This is a genomic window from Dysgonomonas sp. GY617 (assembly GCF_015233815.1).
GTDB lineage: Bacteria > Bacteroidota > Bacteroidia > Bacteroidales > Dysgonomonadaceae > Dysgonomonas_A.
In genome coordinates this window covers 418,921-437,488 of record NZ_JADCLR010000001.1, presented here as the reverse complement: position 1 = coordinate 437,488, position 18,568 = coordinate 418,921, and the positions used below count along the sequence as shown (strand labels likewise).

Below are 18,568 nucleotides of genomic sequence, written 5' to 3'. Positions count from 1 at the left end.
CGATTTGTTCTAATATCGCAATCTACAATACTAGCTGAGAGATTTACAATCTTATCCGATAGAGGTGTGTCACTTGTAGCTCTCGAACAAAAGAGCCTCACAATCGAATGGATTGTGAGGCTCTTATATATCTTGCAAAATTTGCTGTAGGAGTATTTATTTTTTAGGTTCTGCTCCCATTTGCAGTTTTAACAATCCACCTTTTACCAATGTAGCATAAGGCAGTCTTAAACTATTATCTTCTTTGCCATTAAGTGTAGCACTTTGGATATAGGTATTTTGCTTCGAATTATTTATAGTTTCAATTACAAACTCTCCTTTGCGAATATTCTCAGGCAGTTTTATAGTTACCTTATCAAATAACGGGCTTCCGATCTGGAATGCAGGATCGGGCGAAGTAAGACCTTTTACATCGAACAAGCCGATAGAAGACATTACGTACCATGCACCCAATTGTCCTTGGTCTTCATCCTGTCCGTATCCATATCCGTGAATACCTTCTACACCATAAAATTCGTCACAAATAGCGCGAACCCATTTTTGAGTAAGGTCGGGACGTCCAGCAAAATTAAACAACCACGAAATGTGTAAGTTAGGCTGATTACCATGATTATACAAACCTTTTAAGCCTGCAAATGCATCGATATTAGTACCTCCTCCAAATATATCTTTCTGAGAGATGGTGAATATACTATCCAATCGATTGTTGAACTCGTCTTTACCCAAAGTTTCTACCAATTCCTCAGCATCGTGAGGTACATAGAATGTATATTGCCATGCATTGCCTTCCTGAAAACCAACCCAAGGGGCGGTTGGGTCGAAGTCTTTGATAAACTCGCCTTTCTCATTCTTAGGTCTCATGAATTTTACGGATGGATCATATACTTCTTTCCAACCTTTCGACAATTTCATCAACTGCTCGTAGTCGTCCGTTTTACCCATAGCTTTCGCAAACTGAGCCACTGCATAGGCACTGAACGAATATTCGAGTGTATGAGATGTTCCGAATGGCGAACCCTCTGTTGTAAGCTCCTCTTGTCCTGGTTTACTCACCATATAAGGTGCATAGCCACGTTTTACGAATGCACCAACGTCCATCTTACCAGCTCCTGCAATACGACCTTCGTATTCGAGTTCGTTTTTACGTGCAGCCTGATAAGCTAGTTCTGCATCAAAATCGCGGATGCCTATGTTATAAGCAGCAGCAATTGCAAGACCTGTAAAGTTAGTACCTACACCCGATACATATTTGCTTGTGGCAATACCATCGCCCAACCATCCAGCATCTTTGTATACCAATAATTGGCTTTGCACCCAATCAGCATAATACTCAGGATAAGCCAATGCCCATAGTTGAGTCAGATTCCAATATCCGCCCCAAATAGCATCGGTATTATAATGATTGTGTTTTGGTTTCCCATCAGCATTTAATTCAATCTGCCCTACCGATCCGTCATTTTTAGGATAAGCACCATTTACGTCATTAGCCAATCCACGACCTAGAAGGGCATGATACAGACCTGTATAGAATTTTATTTTATCTTCTTCGTTAGTAGTTTCCACTACAATACGCCCTAAGTAATCGTTCCAAGTACCCAATGCTTTTTCTTTTGCCTGATCGAAAGTAAGGTCTTTTGCCTCAGCTTCAAGATTCAAACGGGCATTGTCAATAGAAGTATAAGATAAACCTACTTTTATGGTAATGGCTTCGTTTGCTTCGGTTTCGTATGTAAGATACATTCCAGCACCAATTCCTTTAACCTCTTTCTGATCGGCAGTATAAGTACTGTCGATAAACGTTCCGTAACTAGCAGGAGCTTTATCGGGAATGGCTGAAAAATACATGGTAACAACTGCATCTTCCTGATATTTCTTCACATACTCGGGTTTTGTAGTCACATAACCCTCAATACGTCCATCATCAGTTAACTTTACCTGAGCATCTACTACTGCCCCACTCTCTCCCTGACGGTGACCAATGTCAAAAATAACATTAGATTCTTTCGATTCAGGAAATGTATATTTATGAAAACCAACTCTTTGGGTTGCCGTAAGTTCAGCCTTTACATTGTAGTCTTTCAGTAAAACGGAGTAATATCCTGAGGTTGCAAACTCGTCCTTACGATCGAAACGCGAACGGTAACCTCCATCGGGGTTCTCAAGAATACCCGGTTGAGTCTGTAATTTACCTACCGAAGGTGCAAATACTACTCCACCGATCTGGAATTCATGGAAATTGGCAAATCCCTCTATTGATGTATGACGTTCGTCATAACCAACAGCTTCCCATCCCCATTTATTACCATAATGCCCATCGGTTGATGGTGCCAATTTTGCCATACCAAAAGGCAGCGATGCCGGTGTATAGAAAAACCAACGACTATGTGCCGTACCAATATTAGGTTTCACATACTGCGTGAGATCTGGTTGATCTTTTTTCTCCACACCACACCCCGACAAAGCCAGACATGCTATAGAGAAGGCAACTAAAAGTTTTCTCATAATTTTATATGTATTTGTATTAGTCAAGGTCTCAGACCTATCTGTTATCTTGGCAAGTATTTAGCACAACCGTCATTTAGATCTGAAGAGTATGTACGTAGACTTACTGTTATTTAATATTAGCGTTTGAGTAACAAATATACATAAAATAGAATAAACTGATAAATAGTCGTAAATAGGATAGAAATACGGTAGAAATAGAAAAACGAAAGGAATTGTCATCCCGACAACTCCTTTCTCCACTTATCTGTCAAATTGTAAAACCAATTCAATTCTGATTTAGAAAATCTTAAATTCTTTTATTTTATTACCCACACCAATAAACTAAATCAAACGAAAAGACTACTTCTAACAATTTTCGATTAGCTAATAACAACCAACATAATAATCATAACCTAAAAACAATCACAACTACATAAAAAAGATCAAACACAAACTCATATAGACACATTTATAAGACAAAAGCAAACAAATAGTTTTTAAATGGAAATTATTCCAATCATTTTATTAGTTAAATTCAATATTAAATTTCATTTTGATCTAAAACAAAGAGAATATATACTTTTAAGACAGTATATAGCAGGCTTTAACAAGATTTTGTGTAATTTGCAACATATACATGTAGGGTGTATACCTTACTTATAAACGTGACAATATAAAGTAAACCGTGCAATATGGTATTCGAAAAAATGACTCTTTCGCCGATATTTATCGGCCTTACAGCAGATGATATAAAGGTCTTATTATCAGATATACATTACGATATACAGTCTTTCGAGAAAGGAGAGATTCTCGCTATGCAAGACGAACCCTGTAACAGACTCATCATTTTGATAGATGGATATGTAAAAGCCGAAATGGCTGATGCTTCGGCAAAGGTGGTAAAGGTAGAAGATATATATGCGCCTAACCCTTTGGCTATATTGTTTTTATTCGGGAAGAACAACCGATTTCCGGTACAAGTAACTGCAAAAGAAAAGGTATCGGCTTTGGTTATACCCAAAACATCGGTACTGAAAATGTTGCAACAGAATGAACAGGTATTACTCAACTTCCTCAACATTTCAGCAATGTATGCCTCAATGTTATCAAAAAAACTGCATCTGATGTCGTTCCGAACCATTCGTCAGAAACTAGCAATGTATTTTCTCGATCTGACTAAACCCGACAAAATGGAAGCCGAACTCGACAGAACTCAATTGGCTTTATCTGAATACTTTGGTGTATCTCGCCCCTCTTTGGCTCGCGAGTTGGCTAATATGCAAGACGATGGTTTGATAGAGATCAATAAGAAACACGTTAAGATACTGAACAAAAACAAATTGGTACAACTCGTATCATTTTAAGATCACAAGGTCTCAGATTGGCTTGATTACTTTGGTTGGTTCTCGAAGAACAATTGTGGATATGATTAGATAGTTGATAAACAGCACATATATAAGAGAATAGCCTGCATATGAAGTTTACTTATCAGCTCGTATGTATTTAGTCGTTTGATCTCCCTTTCTACTAGTAATCCAGAGAGTATCTAATTCTATTTTATAAGTTTGTGTGTATTGATCCAGCATAAGTTTTGTTGCATCAATAGCATAATGCTGTTTATTCATTTCATTCTGAACCTTTCCCTCTGCATAGGTAAAATAGGAGTAAAAATCGACGGTAAATACACGTGTCATTACCAGACTATCTGTGTCCTCATAATAATTATTCCAAACACCTAATACAGGATTAATAACCTTATCCTCTGCAACTTCGTCATTACAAGAAGTAAAAGCTAATAACAGCACAAAAAAATAAAATATCCTTTTTATAATTATACTCATACTCTTAAACTACAACAATAAATACAATAGTTTACCTCTCTCATGTTATATAACGGAAAATATTTGTTGGTATTGCATTTTTATTAAAGATTGATAGTCGATAATATAAATAATTGAATTATTTTAGCATATTATTTTTTCAAAATAACACAATAATAAAAACTTTATATACTGATAGTTAACAAGAATAAACAAGAAAAAATCCAAAAAAGGGCATAATATAATGCAACGAACAGCATAGCAATGCGTCTTATATACAACAACGCACATTAACGAGCAGTATTTATGAAGAATTGCTTAGTGATAAGCATCGAGGCTATCTACAAACAACAGAAATTGAACAACAACTTATGGTAGCTAAACAACACTAAAATCTGTATAAAGGAAAAAAAGGTCGGAATTTCTTTCCGATCTTTTTTTGTTTTATACAAAAGCACCTATAAGATCTAACTACAAGACAGTCTTCTCTCCACATCTCATTAAAACACCCTACCTAATAAAAAGATTGTTATTCAGAATTAAACATACTATCTTAGTCGTGTTTAAAACTATTATTATATATGGAAAAAATAGAGCATATTAACTACATAAAATCTCCCATCTCAGGAGTGTATGAGGCACTTGTAACACAAAATGGATTGGGCAGAATATGGACAACTAAGCTAGTTGTAAAACCTAAGCTTAATTTTGTGAATGAATTTTATTTTGACGACGAAGATGCCACTAAAATGAAAATAGTTGAATTGGTCGAAAATAAAAAGATCGTATGGGAATGCACATCTTCTGATCCCGAATGGATAGGCACAAGCATATCTTTTGACCTTTCGGAGAAAAACGGAGTTACTTCGGTTGTTTTACGTCACGAAAACTGGCGAAAGATTACCGAATATTATCGTTGGTGTAACTACAACTGGGCGATGTTTCTTCTCAGTTTAAAAGAGTATTGCGAAAATGGAACAGGAACTCCGTATCAAGAGAGACATTTTTAAAGAGAAAGATAGCTTCTAACACATAGAAAAAGCCCTTCATAATGTATAATGAAGGGCTTTTTAAGATAATTACAGTTGATCTTCCGAATCAAAAAGAATACTTAGCTAGCAAGAAATGCTTGCATATCGTCTTCTACGTTGGTGATTCCACCTATTCCAAAATTCTCAATAAGCACTTTAGCTACATTCGGAGATAAAAATCCGGGTAAAGTTGGTCCTAAGTGAATATTTTTCACACCTAAGTGCAACAAAGCAAGTAAAACAATCACAGCTTTTTGCTCGTACCAAGCAATATTGTAAACAATAGGCAGATCGTTAATATCCTCTAGTCCGAATACCTCTTTCAATTTCAGAGCTATAACGGCTAACGAATAACTGTCGTTACATTGTCCGGCATCCAATACACGAGGTATACCACCTATATCGCCCAATGGAAGTTTATTATATCTGTATTTTGCGCATCCTGCGGTAAGTATAACTGTATCTTTAGGTAACGCTTCTGCAAATTCGGTATAATAGTTACGGCTTTTCATACGACCATCGCATCCAGCCATTACAAAGAATTTACGTATAGCTCCGCTTTTAACTGCCTCTACTACTTTATCTGCCAAAGCAATTACTTGGTTGTGAGCAAAACCTCCAACAATAGATCCTGTTTCAATTTCGCGTGGGGCTTGAGAAATTTTAGCCATTGCTATAATTTCAGAGAAATCTTTTGGTTGTCCGTCTTTACGTTCCGCAATATGTTTCGCACCGTCAAGACCCGCTGCTCCCGTTGTAAAGATACGACCGCGATATGATGCCGATTTAGAAGGGGGTACTATACAGTTCGTTGTAAAGAGAATAGGACCATTGAACGAATCGAAATCTTCTTTTTGTTGCCACCATGCACCGCCGTAGTTTCCTACCAAGTGTTTGTATTTTTTCAGTTCGGGATAGTAGTGAGCAGGTAACATTTCGCTGTGAGTATATACATCTATGCCAGTTCCTTCGGTCTGAATCAAAAGATCCTCAATATCACGAAGGTCGTGTCCGCTGATCAATATACCGGGATTGGTGCTTACTCCGATATTTACTTCTGTAATTTCGGGGTTACCATACTTACCTGTATTGGCAGCATCTAGCAATGCCATAGCCTGCACACCGTATTTACCGGTTTCGAGAGTTAGAGCAATTAACTCGTTTACCGAAATATCTTCGCGAGTCAACTGTACTAAAGCACGTTGCATAAAACTCGACAGCTCAGCATCTACTTTATCAAGATTGTAAGCATGCTCAGCATAAGCAGCCATACCTTTCAAACCGTAATGCACCAATTCTTTCAACGAACGAATGTCCTCATCTTTGGTACGCAATACGCCTACTTCTTTGGCTTTAGTCATAAACTCAGACTCGTCGCCATCCCAAAGACATTCGTCAGGAAGATTGGCAGGAGTATTTACTAACTGAGCAGCCAGCCTCTTCTTCAAAGCCAAACCTTCTTTCACTTTATTCTTAATCGCTTCGAAATCGAAGTTAGCGTTGGTAATGCTTATAAACATAGCATCTACAACAAACTTATCGGCTTCGAGCGAAGCATTATTCTCGCTTCTCAAAGCATCATTATATACAGCAACACCACGTGCTACGGCTAGCAGTAGGTCTTGAATATCCGACACTTCGGGAGTTTTTCCACAAACACCCATTATTTCGCATCCTGTTCCTTTGGATGTCTCTTGGCATTGAAAACAAAACATATTACTCATGGTCATATATATTTTAGTGGTTGATCATTTAATGACACAAAACTAGAGAAACTATATCCATTGGTTTGTATCATATGTTACACTGTGGTTAATATTATGCACTTCCTCAAAAATTGACCAGATATTGAAGGTTCTCTATCGCCACAACTAACAAACTCTTTTTTAGGTTATTTAGCTATTCTAGGATTATATACATCCCTTAAAATTTCATAATCGGCATAGAAAAAGAGAACCGTAATTGCTTTTTATTCAATATTTTCAGTACCTTAGGAAAACTTATGTTAGAATTAAGTAAGGTCTATGATCTTTATTATACTTTGGGAACTATAACAACTAAAATTTGTTATATCTCTAAATAGTTCATTACATATTTTATTTACTCAATAGGGCTATGACTGGATGGGAGATTAAAGATCTTCTTGGCATGCTAAAGAAAGCACAAGAGGGTGATATTAGAGAATTAAATCACATGACTGCCAGTTATACATCAGGATGCACCGTAGATAAAGAATACGGTACAATGATTATACGACGACAGTTTAGAGTAGAAAATCAGGACAACGAGAGGTGTATCCTCAATTCGGAGCCAAACAAAAACGGAAGCAATGAATCTTCCGACGATCAACAATGGGGTATTACCATTGTACAACTGAGCCCTAAAGGAGGCTCTACCAATAGTTACTGCATACCTAACAACCTGCGAAACCCCAAAATCAGGCTACTTGACCACCAGACGCTAGACATTCTGTCGGACGAAAAGACAATCACAACCACTATAACAGAAATCGAAAAGAAGCTGAAACCTATCTACGGTATAGCTACAGAAGACGAGATAGAGGAAGCATTCAACACCCTTTCGTGTCAACAATATGTGATACCGAGCATAGAATCGATTGATAGCAAGGCATTCGGCACATTGGAGCTTGAGGAGGAAGAGTATGGTACTGTTATAAAAATTGATGATACTCCCGTTAGAATTACAATCTTTGTAACCGTAGGAGAAAGCCTGTCACCCATTATAGATCATGCTGAAAAACTGATGGCTGAGAAATTTTACGAGAAAGCTATCAGAAGTATGTACCCTTCGATGCTCGAACTGAAAAACGATTATTGGCTGGAAGAACCCGAGGATGAGAGTGATGCAGAACCTACACCTTTAACCTTAGAGGAGTTTAAGGAACGGATAACCCTCACCGAGATAGCATTTAATCAAGACAAGACTACAACTATTATATGTAGTAATGATGATATGTTTGAGGATCATGATATTGTAATAAGTACAGACACAAGGGGCGTTTATAAAGATTCGGCTTTGGCTGAATAACAAACTTAAAACTCTCGTGCTTTATTATTACTTTTGAAAAAGCTAGTCTTATCTTAGGGTTAGCCAAATAAATAACTGTGTGTTTTCACACCATCAAGAAACAATAACTAACATCATTTGTACAAGAGATGAAATATATAATAGTACTGTTTGCAACCCTGTTGATAAGTGTAGCAAATACAAAAGCTTGCTATGCACTAACTCCTGCAACAAACGACACTGTATACATAGAGCTTGATCCACTCTTTCCTGAAGAATTTGATAACCAAGACGTAAGTATATTCATCAATTGGGCATACAGTGGCTACGAACCTTCGGACTTCGAACACATGCTCTCAGAAGATTGGTACGATTTTTCTAAAGATGAAGAGACAAATAGCTTTTCTCTTACAAAATCAGACATTTCAATTGGCAAAGATTATAACGACTGTTTACAGGATTCTATCACCTATGTATCGTCGGCCAATAATATACTAATGGTTAAGGGGCTTACCCAAAAAGAGAAGCAACCCAAAACTATCATGCCCGAAGTAAATGCTCTTCAACCGGGAGAGAAAATAGACTTTACACTCAACAATCAAAAGTACACCCTTAGAGGCGAAGGCATCATTCCCCAGCAAGACAAGGTATATTTATCTCCTGGTTTTTCAATAGGTTATAGCAATGAATCTGTAATCAATTACAAACTCTATTTATCGACCAACGGAAGAGAGCAATTACTACTGTCTATACCCACCTTTAACGATACCTTTGTACAGATTTTATTTATCGGTGATCTGGATGAAGACGGCAAACCCGATTTCGTTTTCGACACATCTCGCGACTATGAAGAAAGAAGAGTTACACTCTTCCTCTCTTCTCCCGCAATAGATAACGAAATAGTTAGAGCAATAGACGAAGCAAACAATCAGTTCGATTGCTAAGATACTACTCTATATAATGACATAAGAAAATGAAAAAACATTTCGCCTCACTCAATATACTATCGCCAGAAGAATTAGATAGAATAGACCCTTTTCTTTCTCAGAGAAAAATAAAGAAAGGAGAATTTCTTATTCAATCGGGTAATATTTGCAAAGAAATAGCATTTATAAGATCGGGCGTATTACGCTCTTATTTTATAGACGGAGAAGGTGAAGAACTTATAAATTGCATTACTTTTGAAGGAGAACTTATGTCTGCATTCTCAAGTTTTATAACGCAAGTTCCCACTAACGAAAACATCCAAGCTATTCTTGATACAGAAATAGAAGTGCTGCAAAAAACTGATCTGGACTATCTTTATCAGACAAGTGCCGAATGGCAGGAATTCGGGCGAATACTTACCGAAATGCAATACCTGAAACTTGAAGAACGTATCATTTCATTTCAAAATGACGATGCTACAAAGCGTTATATGCTACTCGAGAAGAACAATTCAGAGTATGTAAAACACATTCCTTTACACTACATTGCGTCCTATCTGGGCATATCTACCCGACACCTCACCCGTATACGAAAATCTCTTTTATAGACATTTGTCCTAAATAGGAAAGTCATATTCATCCTATTTTTGCATAAAAAAAATAGATGCAAAAGAATATTCTAATCATAGGCGGAACGGGGCATATAGGCTCATTAGTAAACCGTATATTAAAAGATAGAAACCCTTCCCTCCAATTATTTATTGGTAGCAGGAACAAGGAATGTGATAAACTACCCCACCATGTTTACATTGATGTTACGGATATAAGTAGCCTTAGCAATATATCGGCACATTCGATAGACCTGGTTATATTATCGACCATAGATACGGACAACAATGTGCTTCAATACTGTATAAACAAACATATAGATTATCTGGATGTAACGAAACCTACACCCGATATACAAAACACCTTGAAGAGTCTCAAAAATAAACCAATCAATAGCAGGATTGTCTTTGCATCGGGATGGATGGGAGGAATTGTTTCCGGCTTAATATCTGCTCTCGAACCTGATTTCAGTAATATCGAACAGGTTCAAATCATGATTTACTATTCCTTGAATGACAAAGCGGGTAAGAGTGCTGCCGATTTTATGGCAGAAGATGTATGTAAAACATTCTCTGTCTACAAAGACAATTTGCCCTTATCAGTAAAGCATTTCGAGAATAGCGAAGGCTATCAGTTCCCCTTTCAATTAGGAAGATATAAGGTCTATAATTTCAATATACCCGATCTGTTGATTCTTAATAAAACGGAGAAGATTCCTTCCGTTTCAGCCAAGATAACATACAACTCCAAGCTCGTATCATTTCTATTAAGAACAGCTCAGGCGTTGAATATATTTAAGCTACTATCCTTAGAATCTCGAAAGAAGCTATTTCAATCAAGTGGCAGTGGCGACAAAACAGCCTTCGATGTAATCATCACAGATAAACGTCAAAAAAAGCAAACGATCAGCATTTTATGTACCAAAGGGCAAGCAGAATTAACAGCCTTTTCTATAGCTTTACATACCGAAAAACTATTCACAGCAGACAATGGTATCTATTTCGGACATCAAATATATAAAGCTGGAGAACTTTATGAATTATTGAAAGAAAACAAAGATATTACAATAGAGAAAAGATAAACAAAGATGAAAAAGATACTTATTATAGACGGTCATCCCGACAACGAGAGCCTCAATTTTGCATTGGCAAATGCATACGAACTGGGTGCAAAAAATAGCGGTGCAGAAGTCAAAAAGATAAGAATAGCAGATCTCAACTTCTCGCCCAATCTACAATACGGATATCAGAAAAGGATAGAACTTGAACCCGATCTGCAAAAAGCTTTCGAAGCCATCAAATGGGCAGATCATTTAGTCTGGGTGCATCCCGTGTGGTGGGGAGGTTTGCCTGCTATTGTAAAAGGATTTATTGATAGGGTTTTTCTTCCCGGATTTACTTTTAGACCGATTCCCAATTCTTGGAAATGGGAGAAACTATTGAAAGGTAAAACAGCGCACATAATCACCACACTCGATCAGCCCGGATGGTATTACGGATTAGTATATAATGCCCCAAGTGTAAATCAGCTCAAAAAATGCACGCTTCAATTCTGTGGAATACGTAAAGTGAAGGTTACTTATATAGGTGTCGTCAAAAATTCGAATGAAGAGATACGTAAGAAATGGATTGCTAAAATAGAAAAGTCGGGACAGAAGCAACAATAAAATCGAGCTACTACCCTATTGATTCTATTTTATGTATTTACTAACTCTCGGATCGCGTTCTGCATAATTCTTTATCAGCAAATCGAGTCCGCGATTAAAAACAATACGCACCGCAGCAGGATCAACAACCCCATATAATTCATCCAGATAAAGAGATGCTCCTTCGCTACCCAGCGAATGGGCTATCTCTTCGTTTCTATATTCTCTGAGAGAACGCATATAATCAATCATTTCGAGCATCATTTTCTCATGCTCATTTCGGGGAGAAATAGGTTTGAAGACTTCATCTATCCGAGTCATAGTAACGGGTAAGCTTCCTGTATTATCGAGCGTCCACCCTCTATCTGTACCAATTTCCGTAGGCTTAGTTAATACCAGACGAGGCACTTCCTTCATTACCACATCAGTTATTGGAGGAACGGAAGGTTTAACGTGTATCTTATCTTCTTTCTTTTCCTCCTTCTTTTCAGGTTTAGACGTTGCTGCTTGAGTTACAGCAGGCTTATTTTGTCGAGCAGAGGGTGTCGGTTTCTTTTCAGACACAGGTTTATGATTTGCCGTCTTATTTTTCTTTTTTAAACTATCTTTGAAAATAAACCAACCAAAAGCAGTAGGAATACCTACCCCTAATAACATAGCTCCTATTTTCTCCCACATCGACATTCCATCCAAAGGTGCATCGCCATTGAAGTGGGCAGAAAGTGCAGACAACGATTCTTGCATCGCTTGTTTATATTGCCCTGCCCTATTTCGGGGTAAAGCATACTTATTAATCAGATTCTGCAATGCCTTATCCGACAATTTTTCTTTATCAACATTGCTAAATACCCATACACCTTTTGGATAAAAGACAAAAACAATATCAGCATCCAAATTCTTATATTCAATCGCCATTTGCTTCTGTTTGTCCTTCTCGCTGTTTTTTTGTTGTAGCAAAGCACGTCCGAATACCGAATCTTCACCCTCACCATTCGGAGTAGTTATCACAGCAACTTTAACAGTTGTGCTGTCTTGGAAATTCTGAATCATAAGATTTATTTCTGCTTCATCTTGGGGCGAAAGTACATTTCTGTAATCTCTTACACATCCATCAAAAAAACGGGAACAAAGCGAATACACCAACTTCTCAATAACGGCCGATTGTGCCGAATTTGGGGCATCACTCAAGTATTTATTATACTCATTTTGTAAACGATCTATCTTTTGAGAAGTAATAAAGGGTACCATAAAAGCCGAATTTCTATTACATAAAATATTCAATTGTGGAGTTGTAAACACCTTGCTTCGAGGCCGTATTAAAATCACAAAACCATCCTCATAATCTTTAGATTCAGAGATATACCATTTATCATTGGTGACCGACGATCTGAATGCTCGGAAAAAGGGAGATTTTATAGAATAGTCATTTTGAGTAACTACATAGATTGGCGGCAAAGTTTTGAGCGAATCTTTAAGATTCCCTATCACCTTATTTAAGTCTGCTGCTTGCTGAATAGTAAATAGCTTCGAATTGTCTCTTACCCATTCAAAAACGGGTTTCGCCGGAGCCGCTCTACGTTTTTTAGGAGCTGCATACCCATCTAAACAAAGAGCCAGCAAAAGGATAAATATAAAACAGATACGCAGTCTACGCATTATCAGTAAATCGTTAGTTAAAGTCATAAGTGAGAAATATTCGGGTCTTATATTTGAATATTTCTCATATAGGGCACAAAAATAGATATTTATAAACAAAAACGCTAAAATAAAATTCACACCCCTATATTTTAATGAAAGCATTAGCCTCCATTAGCTAAGAGTATTGATAGTCAATGATGTTAGTTTAACATCAAAATGCTCGCAATTAGGAAATAGACATATAATAAGACACAATTTAAGAGAAAATAACTATTTAGGGGTTGCACAAAAAGATCATATTCTTTACTTTTGTTTCTGTCCTAAAAAATTAACAATTACCGAATGCAGTTTAAAAACTTCTCTATAAAAACAATACTCGCCGGATTAAGCTTCATGCTGATCTGCGTTACACTATCCGCCAAGGATAAGAAAAACGAGACACAACAAGAGCCAGCCCCTAAAGTTAGTACAATAGAAAAGAAAATTGGTCTTCCCCTTCCAAACGACAGCACAATCTTATCCCTTTATAGCGAAGCCGTTGCATGGCTAAAAACTCCCTACCGCAGAGGTGGAACAAGCCCTAAAGGAATGGACTGCTCTGGATTGACTACTACCATTTACAAAAACGTATTCGGAATAAAACTTCAACGTAGCAGTAGAGATATATCTGCACAAGACGTAAAAGATTTAAATAAGGATGATCTTAAACCTGGCGATTTAGTATTTTTCGGAACATCATCCAGAAAAGGAAAAAGAGTTAATCACGTAGGCGTATTTTTAGGCGACCGTCGTTTCATCCACGCATCAACCTCTAATGGCGTCATAATAAGTAGCTTAGACGAAGCATATTATCGTCGCACATGGATAAAAGGAGGCAGAGTCAAACAACAAGAGAAGATCTCAACACAGAAAATTCCAACTACATAATATATAGGAAAAGTTAAACTAAAAACACGCTGATGAATCAGGGTGTTTTTTTTTATTTATTGCTAACTTTAATCTATATTCGCATTATAAAAGCAAGGCTAAAATAGCAAGAACAATCATACAGCAACAGGTATGATGTTTTAGTATTGCTCTTTCCGTTTTGGAGAAAACAATTCGTTAGAATTTAATGATATAAAAAACCTATTTTAAGGCGATTATCACAATTTGGTCTTTAAGATAAGTGATCCGTCGAATGTAAAAAAATTATGCAAGAAGAGCTAGAAAAAACTGTAAATGATATAAATGAGCACTGTCCTATTCAAATAGATCAGACCACTCGCCTCGATGGCTGCGAATCGTTGCCAAACAATACCTTCCGATTCGATTTTACGTTTCTGTTTATAGATGCTACTAAAATAGATGCTCTAGAATTCAGAACTCAAATGAGAGATATACTTCTCTATAATATACAATGCAATCCACAAATGGCACTTCTCAAAGAGAATCATGCCACATTTATATACGATTGTGTTGACGAAAATAAAAACTTATTAGGTAAGATTACAATTACTCCACACGATTACTCCAAACCTGCTAAAAAACCCGGAATATTCGACCCTACAACCATTACATCCGACAATCTACAAAAAGTATTGCAGGATATAGTGAAGAAGACCAAGAAGCAATTGCCTCTTTTCACCGAAGAAAGTGGTATAAGCATGATCGATTGCAGTACATACAATAAAACTCTCGAATATACGTGTAAACTACTGAATGAAGATGTAGCTCGCTTCGACAGTATTTATTTTAAAACAACAGCTGTACCGGCAGCAGTACAATCATTAAAAGATAATCCCGATATGAAGCATTTTGCAGAGCAAGGCGTTTCTATCCGAAATATATATCTTGATAAACATAATAAGTATCTCTGTTCGATAGATATATCGCCTGACGATTATAAATAAAGCATCAGAGCTATTTACTATTTTAGAAGAGAAAACACCACAACAACTAACTAATTAATTATAAGATACATAGTCAAATATTTTTTATTGACTAAATACTAGATCATTTTATGAAAGCAACCTTAAATCGGATTCACTTGCCACTTATAGTAATAGCGGTAAGCTTATTTTTCGTACAGTGTAGCGGAGATAAAGTAAACTTCATCCTTAAGCAAATAGCAACAGAAGAAAACAAGGGGGCTCCTATCGAACTCGATGAAGTAACCACTTTCGATAGTTGTCAGGCTCTACCAAACAAAACATTACGCTACAACTATACCCTAGCTAGCGAACAATCATTTCCAAAGGAAGAAATACCTATGTTTGCACTGTTTCAGCAAAAACAACTAATCTCTGATATAGAACAAAACCCAAGTACTTATAAAACTCTTACAGATCTAAATACGATTATTCAATATGCTTATTTCGATAAGAGAGGTAACGAGATTGCGATTATAACCGTTACTCCTGAAATGTATAACAGCAAACCCGATAGGCAATCGGATGAATATGTATATAACGGAATTAAAGAAATAGTTGAAGCATATACTCCACAACTTCCGCAAATAGACGAAAGAGAAAATTTTACGGATATGAAAGTTTCTTTTCCAAAAACAGTAGTCTACAATCTGGAAAGAATCAATTTTATGAAACCATCCTCTTTCGACAGTATTGCTTATAAGGCTCAAGAGAAGGTAACAAGAATTGAAAATATCAAGAATAATATTTTCACAGATCAATTTCCTGATGCAAATATCTCGTATCAATATATATTCTATGATCAGAATAAGGAATATCTATGCACACTAGATATATCTCCTGAGGATTATAAATAAGATTATAACTCCTTTTATTTTTCTAAAACATAGCCAAGTAGCCAAGAGAAAATTTTCTTTCTCTAGAAAAAAGTATTGATAAAAATTTCCACAAAAATAATTATAACCTAAAAAACGATGAAGAAACTGATTTATCTACTAATTATCCCTTTCTTTTTAATAGGCTGTAGCAGTGACGATCCTATATATCCTGTAGTAAGTGCTTTAAAGCTAGAACAACCTAATAAAGACATTTATATAGGAGATGAATACCAATTAATAGTATCTCATACACCAAGTAATATTACTGCGCCCGCCTATACATGGGAGTCATCTGCCCCCAATGTAGCTGAGGTAGACAGTAAAGGAAAACTAACGGCTTTAAATGAAGGAGAAACAACAATCACTGTTAAATCTGCAGAATTACAACTTAATTCGGAGCTAAAGATAAAAGTGCTGCCCATCAAAGCTACATCTATCAAGATGAGCAAAAAAGAGGTGGAAATTATAATAGACGCACATTACACTCTTTCTTACGAAATCACGCCGAAGAATACTACCAATACCGAAGCAGTTTGGAAATCGTCTAACGAAAAAGTAGCAACCGTAAACAACGGAGATATTAAAGCTCTATCGGTAGGTACGGCTACTATCACCGTTACAATAGATGGAGTAAGCAATGAATGTGTGGTAACTGTACCCAGAACTTTATTCAGATACAAATTTGGAGCTACAATAGAGCAAATTAATCCGACTGTTAAGATATCGAATGACTTTGCTTATAATTGGGCTACCGAAGAGAATCCGCTTAGAGCTTTTGTATTCAAGAGTAATAAGCTTATCGCATTATGGAATTGCTATGACACTGATAAAGTGTTATCATACGACTATGAGATGTTTTTAAAGGAAGTAAATTCCCTTAATCCTCCACAGGCAGTAACATTAGAAAAAAATTCTGACCGCTACGCTCGTTTATCCGAGAATGTAGATGGACTAACATGGAAAAACGGCGATTATAATATACTTATAAAAAACGGTGAGGTATCAATCAAAAATAATCCTTATCCTATGTTGATAATACAATACACCGAAATAAAATAAAGCATTTTATAAAGGAAGACAAAAAAGAGACGCTAATTACTTAGCGTCTCTTTTTGTATTATTGTTAGAATAACAGATTGTTTTATCCTTATTCAGCAAATTTCAAACCTTTGATTTTGTTCCATCCACCACGAGTGAAATCAGGAATTTCAACGGGTACTGAACCATTATCCAAAGAAATTTCGGTTAAAGGTATAAGAGAACACCACTCTGCCAAGTCATACACATCCATATCTAATGGAAGACCTTTTTGAAGGCAATAGATCAAACGGTAATCCATGATAAAGTCCATACCACCATGTCCACCAACTTTTTTCGCTTGCTCTTCGATACCTTTAGCAATAGGATGTTTGTATTTCTCCATCAATGCTTTTTTCACTGCATCAGGTACAAAGCTATGAGCATTTAAGTTTTCGTGATTAGCTGCAACTTCTAGACTTATTTCGCTTTGATCCAAAGCAAAACCTTCTACCGGATATTTATTAGCGAAACCTTTAGTACCAGTCAATTGATACATACGGCTGTAAGGACGAGGCGATGTTACGTTGTGTTGAATTTGGATTGATTTTCCGTTTTCAGTACGAATCATAGTCATCGTATGATCACCATTGCGGAAATCTTTCACTTCTCTACCTGTTTTTTCTTTAATAAATGCAGGGTTACCAATAGCTTTAGTGTCTACCGATACCAAGAAGTTCATTTTATCGCCACGGTGAATGTTCATCACTTGACAAACAGGACCAATGCCGTGAGTTGGATATACATCTCCACGATGTTTCTCGTTGAAATCCATACGCCAGTTATTCCAGTATTGATCCCAATATGGTTGAAGACCATGAATATAAGCTCCTTCACCATGAATTACTTCACCAAACAAGCCTTGTTGAGCCATATTTAAAGATGTAAGTTCAAAGAAGTCATACACACAGTTTTCTAACTGCATACAATGTTTACGAGTTTGCTCCGAAGTATTTATCAGTGCCCATATCTCATCCATAGTCATAGCCGAAGGTACTTCAATAGCTACGTGTTTGCCATCTTTCATGGCTTGTACACCAATCCTAGCGTGGCTCAACCAATCTGTTGCAATATAAATAAGATCTACATTAGGCAAAGCTGTTACTTTACGCCATACCGAAGTATCACCATAAAACTCAAGAGCTTTAGGTTTTCCTTGTTTTGTCAAAATTTCATTTGCCGACTTTGTATTCTTTTCCAATACATCGCATAGAGCAACCACTTCAACTCCGGGAATATGTGTCATACGATTTACAGCTCCGGGACCACGCATACCTAGTCCGATAAAAGCAACTCGAACATTAGGAATAGGTGCTGTTGCTAAACTTAATACGTCTTTCTGTCCAGCCGGACGAGGGGGTGCAGGGGTTTTTATCATTTGAGCCGAAACAGTGGTCGAACCCAATAAAAAACACGTTATCAGCAATAATGCGAAAAGTTTGTTTTTCATAATCATTTGAATATTATAATAGTTAATTAAGTTTTATGTTTCACACCTATTGTAATCGCAGAGACTTAAATAC

The 18,568-nt window shown here is 36.7% G+C and carries 16 protein-coding genes; 11 read left to right on the top strand and 5 right to left on the bottom strand.

What is annotated here, in order from left to right; all coding sequences use genetic code 11:
• Positions 1-156: 156 nt before the first annotated feature.
• Positions 157-2,502, bottom strand: coding sequence for a GH92 family glycosyl hydrolase (locus IR022_RS01750; RefSeq protein ID WP_194202386.1), 2,346 nt, complete (start codon positions 2,500-2,502; stop codon positions 157-159).
• 674 nt (positions 2,503-3,176) lie between these two features.
• On the opposite strand from IR022_RS01750, the gene IR022_RS01745 reads away from it, so the two are divergent.
• Entirely contained in the window at positions 3,177-3,848 is a 672-nt protein-coding gene (locus IR022_RS01745) for a Crp/Fnr family transcriptional regulator (protein ID WP_050710892.1), read from the top strand.
• 117 nt (positions 3,849-3,965) lie between these two features.
• Here IR022_RS01745 and IR022_RS01740 read toward each other — a convergent pair whose 3' ends face one another.
• Entirely contained in the window at positions 3,966-4,325 is a 360-nt protein-coding gene (locus IR022_RS01740; protein WP_194202385.1) for a hypothetical protein, read from the bottom strand.
• Positions 4,326-4,885: 560 nt separating this feature from the next.
• Between IR022_RS01740 and IR022_RS01735 the strand changes: the two genes are divergently transcribed.
• Positions 4,886-5,314, top strand: coding sequence for an SRPBCC family protein (locus IR022_RS01735; RefSeq protein WP_194202384.1), 429 nt, complete (start codon positions 4,886-4,888; stop codon positions 5,312-5,314).
• Between the two features lie 101 nt (positions 5,315-5,415).
• Here the strand turns inward: IR022_RS01735 and hcp are convergent, their stop codons facing one another.
• On the bottom strand, positions 5,416-7,050 hold the full coding sequence (gene hcp, locus IR022_RS01730) for a hydroxylamine reductase (RefSeq protein WP_050708780.1): 1,635 nt from the start codon (positions 7,048-7,050) through the stop codon (positions 5,416-5,418).
• A gap of 433 nt (positions 7,051-7,483) precedes the next feature.
• Between hcp and IR022_RS01725 the strand changes: the two genes are divergently transcribed.
• From IR022_RS01725 to IR022_RS01705, 5 genes are all read left to right on the top strand, one after another.
• On the top strand, positions 7,484-8,383 hold the full coding sequence (locus IR022_RS01725) for a DUF2262 domain-containing protein (protein WP_157258110.1): 900 nt from the start codon (positions 7,484-7,486) through the stop codon (positions 8,381-8,383).
• Positions 8,384-8,511: 128 nt separating this feature from the next.
• Entirely contained in the window at positions 8,512-9,306 is a 795-nt protein-coding gene (locus IR022_RS01720; protein ID WP_194202383.1) for a hypothetical protein, read from the top strand.
• A 29-nt stretch (positions 9,307-9,335) separates the two neighbouring features.
• Complete coding sequence (locus IR022_RS01715) at positions 9,336-9,896, top strand: Crp/Fnr family transcriptional regulator (protein WP_194202382.1); 561 nt, start codon at positions 9,336-9,338, stop codon at positions 9,894-9,896.
• Positions 9,897-9,952: 56 nt separating this feature from the next.
• Positions 9,953-10,978, top strand: a complete 1,026-nt coding sequence (locus IR022_RS01710; RefSeq protein WP_194202381.1) for a saccharopine dehydrogenase NADP-binding domain-containing protein — start codon at positions 9,953-9,955, stop codon at positions 10,976-10,978.
• 6 nt (positions 10,979-10,984) lie between these two features.
• On the top strand, positions 10,985-11,563 hold the full coding sequence (locus tag IR022_RS01705; protein WP_194202380.1) for an NAD(P)H-dependent oxidoreductase: 579 nt from the start codon (positions 10,985-10,987) through the stop codon (positions 11,561-11,563).
• Between the two features lie 24 nt (positions 11,564-11,587).
• Here IR022_RS01705 and IR022_RS01700 read toward each other — a convergent pair whose 3' ends face one another.
• Positions 11,588-13,225 (bottom strand): TPM domain-containing protein, encoded by a 1,638-nt coding sequence (locus IR022_RS01700; RefSeq protein ID WP_194202379.1) that lies wholly within the window; start codon positions 13,223-13,225, stop codon positions 11,588-11,590.
• Positions 13,226-13,522: 297 nt separating this feature from the next.
• Between IR022_RS01700 and IR022_RS01695 the strand changes: the two genes are divergently transcribed.
• The 4 genes from IR022_RS01695 (at position 13,523) to IR022_RS01680 (ending at position 17,027) form a co-directional block, all read left to right on the top strand.
• On the top strand, positions 13,523-14,107 hold the full coding sequence (locus IR022_RS01695; RefSeq protein WP_050708770.1) for a C40 family peptidase: 585 nt from the start codon (positions 13,523-13,525) through the stop codon (positions 14,105-14,107).
• Between the two features lie 266 nt (positions 14,108-14,373).
• A complete protein-coding gene (locus IR022_RS01690; protein WP_050708769.1) occupies positions 14,374-15,072 on the top strand; it encodes a hypothetical protein in 699 nt (232 codons plus the stop codon).
• A 110-nt stretch (positions 15,073-15,182) separates the two neighbouring features.
• Positions 15,183-15,947 carry a hypothetical protein gene (locus IR022_RS01685; protein WP_194202378.1) on the top strand — a complete coding sequence of 255 codons (765 nt, stop codon included), beginning with the start codon at positions 15,183-15,185 and terminating at the stop codon, positions 15,945-15,947.
• A gap of 117 nt (positions 15,948-16,064) precedes the next feature.
• Positions 16,065-17,027, top strand: coding sequence for an Ig-like domain-containing protein (locus IR022_RS01680; RefSeq protein ID WP_194202377.1), 963 nt, complete (start codon positions 16,065-16,067; stop codon positions 17,025-17,027).
• 88 nt (positions 17,028-17,115) lie between these two features.
• Here IR022_RS01680 and IR022_RS01675 read toward each other — a convergent pair whose 3' ends face one another.
• Positions 17,116-18,495, bottom strand: a complete 1,380-nt coding sequence (locus IR022_RS01675) for a Gfo/Idh/MocA family oxidoreductase (protein WP_194202376.1) — start codon at positions 18,493-18,495, stop codon at positions 17,116-17,118.
• Positions 18,496-18,568: the final 73 nt, after the last annotated feature.

Coding starts and splice junctions, on each gene's coding strand:
- IR022_RS01710 (WP_194202381.1), top strand. CDS start 9,953: ATGCAAAAGAATATTCTAATCATAGGCGGAACGGGGCATATAGGCTCA.
- IR022_RS01700 (WP_194202379.1), bottom strand. CDS start 13,225: ATGACTTTAACTAACGATTTACTGATAATGCGTAGACTGCGTATCTGT.
- IR022_RS01690 (WP_050708769.1), top strand. CDS start 14,374: ATGCAAGAAGAGCTAGAAAAAACTGTAAATGATATAAATGAGCACTGT.
- IR022_RS01725 (WP_157258110.1), top strand. CDS start 7,484: ATGCTAAAGAAAGCACAAGAGGGTGATATTAGAGAATTAAATCACATG.
- IR022_RS01675 (WP_194202376.1), bottom strand. CDS start 18,495: ATGAAAAACAAACTTTTCGCATTATTGCTGATAACGTGTTTTTTATTG.
- IR022_RS01715 (WP_194202382.1), top strand. CDS start 9,336: ATGAAAAAACATTTCGCCTCACTCAATATACTATCGCCAGAAGAATTA.
- IR022_RS01705 (WP_194202380.1), top strand. CDS start 10,985: ATGAAAAAGATACTTATTATAGACGGTCATCCCGACAACGAGAGCCTC.
- IR022_RS01680 (WP_194202377.1), top strand. CDS start 16,065: ATGAAGAAACTGATTTATCTACTAATTATCCCTTTCTTTTTAATAGGC.
- IR022_RS01745 (WP_050710892.1), top strand. CDS start 3,177: ATGGTATTCGAAAAAATGACTCTTTCGCCGATATTTATCGGCCTTACA.
- IR022_RS01750 (WP_194202386.1), bottom strand. CDS start 2,502: ATGAGAAAACTTTTAGTTGCCTTCTCTATAGCATGTCTGGCTTTGTCG.
- IR022_RS01720 (WP_194202383.1), top strand. CDS start 8,512: ATGAAATATATAATAGTACTGTTTGCAACCCTGTTGATAAGTGTAGCA.
- IR022_RS01695 (WP_050708770.1), top strand. CDS start 13,523: ATGCAGTTTAAAAACTTCTCTATAAAAACAATACTCGCCGGATTAAGC.
- IR022_RS01735 (WP_194202384.1), top strand. CDS start 4,886: ATGGAAAAAATAGAGCATATTAACTACATAAAATCTCCCATCTCAGGA.
- IR022_RS01685 (WP_194202378.1), top strand. CDS start 15,183: ATGAAAGCAACCTTAAATCGGATTCACTTGCCACTTATAGTAATAGCG.
- hcp (WP_050708780.1), bottom strand. CDS start 7,050: ATGTTTTGTTTTCAATGCCAAGAGACATCCAAAGGAACAGGATGCGAA.
- IR022_RS01740 (WP_194202385.1), bottom strand. CDS start 4,325: ATGAGTATAATTATAAAAAGGATATTTTATTTTTTTGTGCTGTTATTA.